Origin of the sequence: Nonlabens dokdonensis (assembly GCF_002162835.1) — a bacterium.
GTDB lineage: Bacteria > Bacteroidota > Bacteroidia > Flavobacteriales > Flavobacteriaceae > Nonlabens > Nonlabens dokdonensis_B.
In genome coordinates this window covers 1-12,292 of sequence record NZ_MAAX01000025.1, presented here as the reverse complement: position 1 = coordinate 12,292, position 12,292 = coordinate 1, and the positions used below count along the sequence as shown (strand labels likewise).

The following is a 12,292-nucleotide window of genomic DNA, read 5'->3' as shown; positions in this document are numbered from 1 at the left end:
CATCTTTTCATTGAGGCAATGCACTTTTGGTTTGCTTTTTGATATTTTTGTTATATGAAAAAGATCCTTATCGCACTGTTTTTATTTTGTGGCACGATGGCTTATGGTCAGTCCGCTTTCGCGAAAGCGGAACAATTATTCCAAGCTAAGAAATACGATCAAGCATTAATCGCTTTTGAAAAGCTATACAAACAAGACGCTTCAAATAAAAAAGTCATTGAACGATTAGGCGATATCGCTGGCCGCAAAAATGACTTAGAAACAGCAATAACTTATTACAAAAAGCTCGTAGAACGTGAACCGTCAAATGCTAACTATAACTTTAAATATGGCGGTACACTAGGGTTACACGCTAAAAATGTATCAAAATTTAAAGCTTTAGGATTACTTGATGATGTAAAGATGTATCTTAAAAAAGCGGCCGACTTAGATCCACAACACATAGAGGTAAGACATGCCCTATCGCAAATGTACTGTGAGTTGCCAGGAATAATAGGTGGATCAATAAAGAAGAGTCGCGCTTATGCAAATGAGCTGCTAGCCATATCACCAGTAGATGGTCACCTCGCTCATGGATTCATAGACGAGTATGAAGAAGAATATGACAAAGCGGTTATATCCTATCGTAAAGCGATTAATACGGGCGGCTCCATGCTCACGTATCGCAAACTAATTGAAGTATATAAAAACCATCTGAAAGATGAGAACCGAACACGTGAAGTATTGAAAGAAGCCTACAAAGTGCATCCTAGTCCGAGTTTAAAAGCAGAAATTACGGCATTAGAAAATAATTAGTCATCTTCCAGAATTGCGTACTTGATCCATTTAATATTTAGTAATTTTACTAAAATTTTATACAAATGCGCGTACACTTTATCGCGATAGGCGGCAGCGCCATGCACAATCTTGCTCTTGCTTTACATCACAAAGGTGATCAAGTTACTGGTAGCGACGATACTATTTTTGAACCTAGTAAATCTAGACTTGAAAAACAGAATTTACTCCCAGAGCAATATGGGTGGTTTCCAGAGAAAATTACTACCGATCTAGATGCTGTAATTTTAGGCATGCATGCCAAAGAGGATAATCCAGAATTATTAAAAGCGCAAGAATTAGATTTAAAAATCTATTCTTATCCAGAGTATTTATACGAACAATGTAAAGATAAAACTCGTGTTGTAATAGGTGGATCTCATGGTAAAACTACGATCACATCTATGATTTTACATGTTATGCACTATCATGACAGAGAGGTAGATTACATGGTAGGCGCGCAGTTAGATGGCTTTGACACCATGGTGCACCTTACCGAGGATAACGAGTTTATGGTTCTGGAAGGCGATGAGTATCTATCGAGCCCTATAGATCGCAGGCCTAAATTTCACTTATACCAGCCTAACATTGCGTTATTATCTGGCATCGCTTGGGATCACATTAACGTATTCCCAACTTGGGAGAATTACCTGAGTCAGTTTGAACAGTTTGTGGAACTGATGAAAAACGGAAGTATTCTTGTATACAACGAAGATGATCCAGCAGTAAAACAAATAGCCGAAGCAGCCACAAAACCTACAAGAAAACATTCTTACACCGTTCCACAACATCAGATTATAGATGGAACCACTTATTTAGATACTCCAGAAGGTGACATGCCGATTGAAATTTTTGGCGAGCATAATTTGAGTAATCTTGCTGGTGCAAAATGGATGTGTCAACATATGGGAATCGATGAAGATGATTTCTATGAAGCTATTGCTACTTTCAAAGGAGCCTCCAAGAGACTTGAAAAAGTTGCTGAAACTAAAACGGCAGTTATTTATAAAGATTTTGCTCATTCACCGAGTAAAGTTGCAGCCACTACAGCAGCAGTTGCAGAACAATACAGTGGGAGAAAAACGATCGCTTGTTTAGAATTGCACACCTATTCCAGCCTAGATCCAGAGTTTTTAAATCAATATAAGAATGCGCTAAACCCTGCAACTACAGCGGTGGTTTTTTATAGCCCGCATGCGGTGGAGATTAAAAAGCTTGCCCCAGTTTCTAAAGAGCAGATTCTTGCAGCTTTTGATCGAGATGATTTAATAGTTATGACCGATCCAACTGAATTCAAAGAATGGCTCTTTAAACAATCTCTAGACAACAGTGCTTTACTACTTATGAGTAGTGGTAATTATGGTGGTCTAGATTTTAATGAATTAAAAAACTTAGTTTAAAAAGACAGACTAATTTGATGTCAATAAAGCAAAAAAAATGCGATCCTTTGGATCGCATTTTTTAGTTGAGTGAACACAATTGATTACTTATCAATAATGATTTTTTCTACCGTTCTTGAAGCTCCTTGTTGAACTTGTAATAAGTATAATCCATTAGATAAATTTTGTACGTCGATAGATTCATTTAATCGAGATGTATTTTCAACTTCTTTAGTAAATACAACTCGACCATTAAGATCTAATATATGGATCACCGCACCGTTTGCGCTGTCAGTATTTGTTCCAGCTATAGTGAATAATCCATTGGAAGGATTAGGATAAACTGAAAATTCATTTGCTATCACTTCTTCATTACTTAAAACAGCAGGAACTTCACAGAAAGTTATTTTCCAGTTATTCAAGGTACCCAAATCTGCTGGACCTCTGTCTTGAACACCTAGGGTCCATGTACCATTAACCGTCTCACCATTAAAGGCTGATAAGGGTTGCACAGGCGCAACGGAATCTACATAACCAGGTTGACCAGGAGCGGTATTACAACTAAATGCTCCCGCATCATCATCAAATGTTACACCTAAGTTAGGAGTTGCACAACCATTAGGCGATGTTAAAGCAATAGTAGTTCCTGCAGGTGAGGTTAAAGTGATCAATAAATCTCCTGAATACTCGTGCGTGCTTTGTACCTCAACATTGACTTTACCGATAGCAATATTATTTGCTTGATTAACTGAAATGGAACTGGTAATCCCAGTAGCATTATTATCTGGAATAGGTATAGGTGACGAGACCGCTGCATCAATTTCATCACATTGGAAAGTGGTGAAACTTTGAGTAGTATAAGCGCCTTGACCACAATCGTTGATAGGTCTTACTCTCCAATAATAAACTGTCGATGGAAAAAGCGTAGTAGATGAAATTCTATAGGTTGAAGCTGTAACAACCTCATCAACAAACAACCTCCCAAAACTCGCGGTTCTTCCTATTTGAATTTGATAACGTTGTGCGTTAAGTTCATCATCCCATTCTAGTACTGGAGAAGTGCTTATTTGTGTAGCATTATCTAAAGGAAATCTCGTATTAACATTAGTAAATGAGTCGCTTAAAATTCTTAACGTCACCACAAAAGTTCTTTGATCAGAAGGAGAATTTGCTGTGACAGTTATAGGGTATGTACCATCAGCAGCATTGCTAAGTCCAGTGATATCTAACGTGGCATTTCCCGAAGAAGTAAATGTTGTCGAAGATAAAGATGTGTTTACACCGCTTGGAACATTTGATACCGTCAAATTAACAGTGTCATTGAAATTAGAACTAGATAAGAACTGTAAAGGAAAGGAAACACTCTGATCATTACAACTCTCAATTACACTGAGAGAAGATCTAATGGCAAAATCGTTTTGCTCACCACTCACAATTAAGCTAAATGGTTGTGAACCATTTACCAATGTACCTTTATGAGTTACTGTAATCGTATAAGTTCCTGAGGGAGAAGAAACGTCCACCCTTTCAAAGTTATCTACCGTATTATCACCTGTTGTATTTCTAGCAACACCTGTAAGCTTCCATGGTTCAAATACTGTCCCGTTCTGAGTTATTCTAATGTCTAAATCGTTAACAAGTGCAGGAGCTGCATCATTCGCTCCACCTTGATTGATTTGTCCAGCTGGATCTGTCCATGAGATAGATGCAAGTAAATCTTCATTAGGATCTGCTTCTACAGTTATACTATAAGTCTGACCATTCTGTAATACAAGTTCTTCAATTCTTGAACCTACCAAATCGTCAGTTATTACATTAGCAGCTTTCATGGTATTCATAAGACCCCAACCCCATATAGCGTCAGGACCATTGATTCCAGCATCATCTGCTGTGTGCATCGTTAAACCTTTAACTGTGGCAGCTTTCATGAAAATTCCATTTGTTTCATTATAATATTGCTGCAGAAGCAACATTGAGCCGGCAACATTAGGAGAAGACATAGAAGTACCACTTATAGTACCATAAGCATTATCAGAAGAGTCAAAGCTACTAGTCACTCCAGTTCCATTTCCTGTAATATCTGGTTTAATTCTAAAATCATCTGTAGGACCTTGACTACTTCCAGAATTAATACTTACCGAACTCAAACTACCGTCAGCATTTATAGAGGCATCTTGAGCATTTGCGACTAACATCGCATTCTTAGATAAAGAAGAAAATGTCAGCTTATCATATGCATTATTATTATCAAGTGGCTGACTATTTGAAGAATTATCTGAACCGCTATTACCGGCAGAAAAAACTGGTTGATAATATGGAGCATCGTAAGTTATTTGATCAATTATTTGAGCGCTTTCTAAATATTTTCCAATTAACTCTGGTGCACTACCTAAACTACTCGTAGGAACCCCATAAGAATGATTTGAAATTAATGCCCCATTTGCCGCTGCAGCAGCCATTTCAGCCTCGTCAGAGTTCCAATCACTTGTTATAACGTTAGCCTGAGGAGCCATACCTTTTGCTGAAGCATTAACACCAGCACCTACAATAGTACCACTTACATGAGTCGCATGAAAACTATTAGAATTTAAAACAAAAGGAGCGTCACCTCTAGTCGCTCTTTGTCCTGAAGTTGCACCGAACTCTCTATGCGTGATTCTTGTAGGACCTCCATCCCAAACATAAGCGGTCATTCCTTGACCTTCTATATTAAGACCTAAGGAATTACCACTATGAAGTCTATTTGCCCTAGTACTGTTTGCTGCATCAGCATTATCAATACTATAATACACAGGAATTCCATCGTTAGTAACTCTCATTAACTGATCAAAGGTACCATCTTGATTCTCTTTGAACATAGGTATATCGTTTGCTTTAGAAAACTCCAAAGCTCTTTCTTGATCTTTAATAGCTTTATTCTGCAAGTCAACTACCATTTGCTGTAAATGGACCTGATTATTTGATTTGATAATTTCTGCACGTTCTTTATCGCTTTGACCAGACACAAAAGCTGCTCCTAGCAATAAGAATAAAAGGGTAATATTTAATTTCATCCTTAGGTTTTTTTTAAGATTTGCTAAAATATATAAAGAATAGCATGTATTTTAGATTATTTACGTTTTTAACGGATGTATATATGCAATTAACATGTTAATAAATCCTTAAAAAACTGATATGTTTAAGTTCGATTCAAATAACAAGCATATTAAATTGAACAATAATTTTTTAATCTTCTATATTTTAAGTGTGAAAAAGTATCGATTAATTACAGCGACTTCAAACAATTAACCGTATCAATTAATTACTTTTGCACCTTTCCAATATTACTTATATAATCACCCCATGAGCAATAACATTTCTGCAAAAAGCGCCTTAATCTCTGTTTTTAATAAAGAAGGACTCGCTCCTATCGTTCAAAAAATGAATGATTTAGGAATCACTATCTATTCTACAGGAGGAACAGAAAAATTTATAACTGATTTAGGAATAAATGTAATACCAGTGGAAGATGTAACCTCCTATCCGTCTATACTAGGTGGCCGTGTTAAAACATTGCACCCTAAAGTATTTGGAGGAATTCTTAACAGACGCAACCATGAAGGTGATGAAGCCCAATTAAATGAATTTGAAATTCCTCAAATTGATATTGTAATAGTAGATTTATATCCTTTTGAAAAAACAGTTGCTAGTGGAGCAGAAGAGCAAGATATTATTGAAAAAATTGATATAGGAGGAATCTCTTTAATTCGTGCCGGTGCAAAAAATTATAAAGATACTTTGTGTGTAGGTACCGTAGACGATTATAGCAAATTGCTAGAGGTATTAGAGTCTGGCAATGGAACAACTTCACTTGGGCAGCGCAAGGAGTTTGCTACTACTTGTTTTAACGTTTCATCGCATTACGATAGTGCGATCTACAACTATTTTTCAGGTGACTCATCTACAAAAGCTCTTAAAATAAGTGAGCAAAATGTTATGCCATTGCGTTACGGAGAAAACCCTCATCAAAGAGGATGGTTTTACGGTGACTTTAATGAAATGTTTATTAAGCACCACGGTAAAGAGTTATCCTACAACAATCTACTTGACGTAGACGCAGCTGTTAACTTAATGAGTGAGTTTGTTAACGACGCACCTACATTTGCCATTTTTAAACATAATAATGCATGTGGTGTCGCTCAAAGAGACACTATTTATAAGGCATATGTAGATGCACTTGCTGGAGATCCAGTTTCTGCTTTTGGAGGAATATTGATTTCAAATACTGAAATAGATGCTGACACTGCTGCAGAGATACACAAGCTTTTTTGTGAGGTCGTAATCGCCCCTTCCTTTGCTGCTGATGCATTAGAAATCCTTAAAGGTAAGAAAAACCGTATCATGCTGGAGTTAGTGGATGGTGCGCTTTCGCGAAAGCGAGATACTAACAAATTAGAAGTTAGAGCGTCCTTAAATGGTTTTCTAGTTCAGGATGCAAATCTTAAAACTGATGCAGCATCTGAGTTGAAACAAGCTACCACTTTAGAAGCTACAGAAGAACAAATAAGCGATTTACTATTTGCTTCTAAATTGTGTAAGCATACAAAATCTAATACTATAGTACTTGCAAAAAACAAACAACTTTGCGCTAGTGGTACCGGTCAGACTTCTCGTGTAGACGCGTTGAACCAGGCAATTCACAAGGCTAACTCATTTAATTTTGATTTAAAAGGAGCGGTAATGGCAAGTGATGCATTCTTCCCATTTCCTGATTGTGTAGAAATAGCAGATAATGCTGGAATAGCAGCTGTAATTCAACCTGGTGGTTCTATTAAAGATCAATTATCTATTGATTATTGTAACGATAATAATATTGCGATGGTTTTCACAGGCACAAGGCATTTTAAACACTAGATTTATCTTAACTTTGCTACACCCTAATTATTAACGCTTTTCTACAAATTATTTATGGGATTTTTTGATTTCCTTACTGAAGATATTGCCATCGACCTTGGTACGGCAAATACCTTAATTGTTCATAACGGTAAAGTTGTTGTAGACAGTCCATCGATAGTCGCTCGTGATAGAAGTACTGGTAAAATTATTGCGGTAGGAAAAGAAGCTGCGATGATGCAGGGAAAAACTCATGAAAATATAAAAACCATACGCCCGCTTAAGGATGGTGTGATTGCAGATTTTGATGCTAGTGAAAAGATGATCTCCATGTTCATCAAGGAAATTCCAGCATTGAAAAAAAGATGGTTTGCACCTTCTTTGAGAATGGTTATATGCATTCCTTCTGGTATTACCGAAGTAGAAATGAGAGCCGTTAAGGATAGTGCTGAAAGGGTAAACGGAAAAGAAGTGTATTTGATACATGAGCCTATGGCTGCTGCGATAGGTATAGGTGTAGACATTATGCAACCTAAAGGTAACATGATAGTAGATATAGGTGGTGGTACAACAGAAATCGCAGTCATTGCTTTAGGTGGAATCGTGTGTGATAAATCTGTAAAAATTGCAGGTGATGTCTTCACAAATGATATAGTTTACTACATGCGTACCCAACACAACTTATACGTAGGTGAGCGCACCGCAGAGAAAATTAAAATTCAAATAGGTGCAGCTACAGAAGACTTAGAAGTTCCGCCAGAGGAAATGAGTGTACAAGGACGTGATTTACTTACTGGTAAACCTAAGGAAGTTAAGATAGGTTATAGGGAGATTGCAAAAGCGTTAGACAAATCTATTCTAAGAGTAGAAGATGCTGTTATGGAAACCTTATCTCAAACTCCACCAGAACTTGCAGCAGATATTTATAACACAGGTATCTACCTAGCAGGTGGAGGTTCTATGTTGCGAGGACTTGATAAAAGGTTATCTCAAAAGACAGACTTACCAGTATATATTGCAGAGGATCCCTTACGAGCAGTAGTAAGAGGAACTGGACTCACACTCAAGAATTTAGACAAATACAAGAGTGTTCTAGCAAATAAATACTAAGATTTAACCCTAACTTATTGAAATTACCACATGCAACAAATATTCAATTTTCTGATCAAATACAGAAACTTGTTGTTGTATCTATTTTTAATGGTGATTGCAGTAACCTTTACTATTCAATCTCACGATTACCATCGCAGTACAACAATTCATTCTACTGGTAAAATTACAGGAGGAATTCTAAGTACAAGAAATGGTGTTTATGATTATTTTGATCTTATTAACCACAATAAAAAATTAAGTGAAGAAAATGCTTCCCTAAGAATGAGGTTACTTGAAATAGGTGACACTTTATTAGGTAAAGAAACTACCCTAACTTTTACTGACAGTATTCCTTACAACATTTTCCCAGCTAGAGTAATTAAAAATGATTTTTATAAATCAGATAATTACATCACAATAGATATAGGAGCTAACCAAGGCATTCAACCAGATATGGGTGTTATTTCTACCTCAGGAATTGTAGGTGTCACGGACCGTAGCAATGAGAAGTTTTCTAGAGTGATTTCCATTCTTAATTCTCAAATTTCTCTAAATGCTCAAATTAAAGGTACATCCACTATAGGGTCATTAAAATGGGATGGCTATGATCCTTATGTAATGAGTTTAGAAGACGTCCCAAGACTTGCTCAAGTTAAAAAAGGTGACACGATAATCACTGGAAAGCAATCCACATTGTTTCCCTCAGATATTTTGATAGGCGAGGTTCAAGATGCTCAGCTTGTTGAAAATGGTTCTAGGTACAAAATAACGGTACGCTTGTTTAATGACATGACAGATCTGGACCATATTTATGTGATTAAGAATAGAGATCAAAAGGCAATACAAGAAATCGACACTTTAGGAACTAATGAATAAAGATCTCCTTACAAATATCGTTCGTTTTATAAGTCTTCTATTTTTTCAAATATTTCTATTTGATCAAATCAATTTCTTAGGCTTTATTAATCCTATGGTTTATCTTTTATTCATCATTCTATATCCCATAGAGAATAAAAGATGGGACATCATGCTTATTAGTTTTCTACTAGGAATAATTCTTGACACTTTTCAAGATACTGGTGGTGCTCATGCTGCTGCTTGCGTAACCCTAGCATTTACCAGACCTATCTGGTTGCGGTTAGTTTATGGTGAAAGCTACAAAATGAAAAACATCAAGGTCCTTAAGACTAGTATGGACAGACTGTTGTTACTCCTCTTATTTTGTATCATAGTTCATCACGTAATTTTCTTTTCGCTAGTAATATTTAACGGTTCTCAAATACTCTATACTCTTAAACTAACGTTGAGCATAGGCGCGGCTACCTTAGTCGTTAACTGTATAATATTAGCTCTATTTAAAAGTAGAGTAAAGTCATGAGAAAATTATTGCTTATAACTATAGTTACATTAGTAGGAATCATTTTTTTAGGGAGAATGATATATCTACAACTTATCATATCTGATGAATTATCATTAGAAGCAGAGAATAACTCCGTTAAAACAGTATTTCAGTATCCAGAACGTGGTTTTATATATGACCGCAACGGCAAATTAATGGTAGCAAACCAAGTAGCTTATGACGTTATGGTGATACCTAGAGAAACTGGAGAAGTGAACTTAACTGCATTATCTAAACTTTTAAAAATTGAAAAGTCTAGGTTAGAAAAAAAGCTGGCAGACGCTAGTAAATGGTCCAGAAAACAAGCTAGCGTTATTATTCCTCAATTGACACAAGAAGAATACGCACCGTTACAAGAGCAACTCAGAAAGTTTCCAGGTTTTTATATTCAAAGACGATCATTGCGCAAATACCTAGTAGACCATAGTGCAAGTGTTTTAGGCTACATAAGAGAGGTAAATCAGCGTACCATTAAAAAAGATGATTATTACGTACAAGGTGATCTAGCTGGTAAAAGTGGTATAGAGTTGCAATATGAAAAAGAACTAAGAGGTAAAAAAGGATATAAAAAATATACCAGAGATCATTATGGTAGGGCTATAGAATCTTATAAAAATGGAGCAAACGATGTAGCTCCTATAGCAGGAACGGACTTAACCGTGACACTCGATAAAGAACTACAAGAATATGCTGAAAAACTTATGATCAACAAACGTGGTGGAATAGTTGCGATTGAACCTAAAACAGGTGAAATCCTCACCTTAGTCACCGCTCCTAATTATGACCCAAGTCTATTAATGGGTCGTGACAGATCTAAGAATATCAACGCCATACTTAGAGATACGATAAGGCTACCTGATGTAAATAGAGTTTTACAAGGTCAGTATGCACCAGGCTCACCCTTTAAAGTTATAAATGCGCTAGTAGGTTTACAAGAAGGAGTCGTTACTCCTCAAGAAAGATTCAGTTGTAATCATGGTTACAATTACGGAGGAAAGAAAAAACTAGGCTGTCATGCTCATGCAAGTCCACTGGCTCTTAATAGAGGAATTGCTGAAAGTTGTAACTCCTATTTTGCTCAAGTCTATCGTAGAATAATTGAAAGCGAAAATACAGCTCCTGAAGGAATGGACATATGGCACGACCATGTCACTAGTTTTGGTCTGGGCGATTACCTAGGATACGATTTACCAGTAGGCCAGCCGGGCCGCATACCAGATGGAGATTACTATACCTCTCAGTATAAATATAAGTGGTATGCTCCTACCACGATTTCAAATGCAATAGGACAAGGAGAAGTAGCCGTTACACCTATTCAACTGGCTAATATGACTGCTGCTATCGCAAATCGCGGTTTTTATTATCGCCCTCATATTATCAAAGAGATGAATGGAGCACCCATAAGTAATGAAAAGTACACCACAAAAAACTTTACTACCATCGATGCAAAACATTTTGAACCTGTCATAGAAGGAATGAATGAAGTTTATAAAACTGGGACAGCAAAATATGTTCAAATTCCAGGAATTGAAATTTGTGGTAAAACCGGTACTGTAGAGAATTTTGCCAAAATCAATGGAGAAAAAAAACAACTCACAGACCATTCTGTTTTTATCGCTTTTGCTCCCAAAGATGATCCTAAAATTGCTATAGCTGTGTTTATAGAAAATGGATACTGGGGTTCACGATACGCTGCAAAAATTGCAAGTTTACTTATTGAAAAGCATATCAAAGGTGAAATTACTAGAACAGATTTAGAAAACTACCTACTCACCCATAGTCTGGAATATGAATATGCAAAAAGAATAAGTAACAAACCTTTTAATATAAACGAAGCTATTGATCAAGGACTTATCACAGATCAAAAAGAAAAGTCGTTACAAAAGCTCGTAGATAGTCTTCAAATAAAATTCTTAGATTAAAATGGCCATAGGTGATAAACCAAAATACGATTTCATTTCCATTTTAATTTATGCTGCACTCGTATTTATAGGTTTGATAAGTATTTATAGTGCTGCCCCAGTAACGCAATACACTTCTATATTTGACATTAACCAGGTATATGGGAAGCAACTTTTATTCATAGGCGTTTGTACCATATTTATCATAATCATTCTTGCTGTAGAAGTAAAGTTTTACGAGCGCTTTGCTGGATTAATATACGTCATATCCTTGATTTCTCTTGCAGGATTATACGTGTTAGGAAAAGAGGTTAATGGCGCGGTTTCTTGGTATCCCATCGGTTCTTTCACCTTTCAACCCAGTGAATTTGCAAAATTTGCAACTGCTCTAGCAGTGGCAAAGTTTCTCAGCCAGCTCGACGTCTCTTTAAAAAACGTTAGGGATTTTATGATCGTTGCAGGAATAATTGCTTTGCCAGCTTTACTCATCATACCACAACCAGATCCAGGAAGCGCCTTGATTTATGCAGCATTCTTCTTTGCATTACACAGAGAAGGATTATCGCCATGGTATTTAAGTTTAGGAGTTATTGCTTTAGCTCTATTTCTGGGAGCTCTCGTGATACATCTAGGATGGATTATCCTTATTATTTTATCGGTAATATTTTTTATGTATTTGCTTTCGCGAAAGCGGAAACACAAAAAGCGTCTTCCTAAACCTAGAGTTTACCTTTATGTAATTGCTGCTCTAACATGTATTGCTTACACCTTTTCTACCAGTTATATTTTTAATAATGTACTGGAAGACCGTCATAGAAACCGCATTGATATAGTTT

At 36.4% G+C, this 12,292-nt stretch carries 9 protein-coding genes; 8 read left to right on the top strand and 1 reads right to left on the bottom strand.

The genetic code is table 11. The features are described 5' to 3' along the window. Positions 1–54 precede the first annotated feature (54 nt). On the top strand, positions 55–795 hold the full coding sequence (locus A9Q93_RS01485; protein WP_303685609.1) for a lipopolysaccharide assembly protein LapB: 741 nt from the start codon (positions 55–57) through the stop codon (positions 793–795). A gap of 65 nt (positions 796–860) precedes the next feature. Further along, a complete protein-coding gene (gene murC, locus A9Q93_RS01480) occupies positions 861–2,213 on the top strand; it encodes a UDP-N-acetylmuramate--L-alanine ligase (protein ID WP_303685608.1) in 1,353 nt (450 codons plus the stop codon). An 83-nt stretch (positions 2,214–2,296) separates the two neighbouring features. On the opposite strand, the gene A9Q93_RS01475 is transcribed toward murC, so the two are convergent. Beyond that, entirely contained in the window at positions 2,297–5,245 is a 2,949-nt protein-coding gene (locus A9Q93_RS01475) for a S8 family serine peptidase (RefSeq protein ID WP_303685607.1), read from the bottom strand. Positions 5,246–5,534: 289 nt separating this feature from the next. Here A9Q93_RS01475 and purH point away from each other — a divergent pair, with 289 nt between their 5' ends. From purH to rodA, 6 genes are all read left to right on the top strand, one after another. Beyond that, entirely contained in the window at positions 5,535–7,085 is a 1,551-nt protein-coding gene (gene purH, locus A9Q93_RS01470) for a bifunctional phosphoribosylaminoimidazolecarboxamide formyltransferase/IMP cyclohydrolase (RefSeq protein ID WP_303685606.1), read from the top strand. Between the two features lie 54 nt (positions 7,086–7,139). Then, positions 7,140–8,174, top strand: coding sequence for a rod shape-determining protein (locus A9Q93_RS01465; RefSeq protein ID WP_303685605.1), 1,035 nt, complete (start codon positions 7,140–7,142; stop codon positions 8,172–8,174). 30 nt (positions 8,175–8,204) lie between these two features. Beyond that, positions 8,205–9,032, top strand: a complete 828-nt coding sequence (gene mreC / locus A9Q93_RS01460) for a rod shape-determining protein MreC (RefSeq protein WP_303685604.1) — start codon at positions 8,205–8,207, stop codon at positions 9,030–9,032. Next, positions 9,025–9,534, top strand: coding sequence for a hypothetical protein (locus A9Q93_RS01455; RefSeq protein ID WP_303685603.1), 510 nt, complete (start codon positions 9,025–9,027; stop codon positions 9,532–9,534). The genes mreC and A9Q93_RS01455 overlap by 8 nt, the downstream gene beginning before the upstream one ends. Next, positions 9,531–11,477, top strand: a complete 1,947-nt coding sequence (gene mrdA, locus A9Q93_RS01450) for a penicillin-binding protein 2 (RefSeq protein ID WP_303685602.1) — start codon at positions 9,531–9,533, stop codon at positions 11,475–11,477. Before A9Q93_RS01455 ends, mrdA begins: the two co-directional genes overlap by 4 nt. A gap of 1 nt (position 11,478) precedes the next feature. Further along, a partial coding sequence (gene rodA, locus A9Q93_RS01445) for a rod shape-determining protein RodA (RefSeq protein WP_303685601.1) occupies positions 11,479–12,292 on the top strand: 814 nt, incomplete at its 3' end.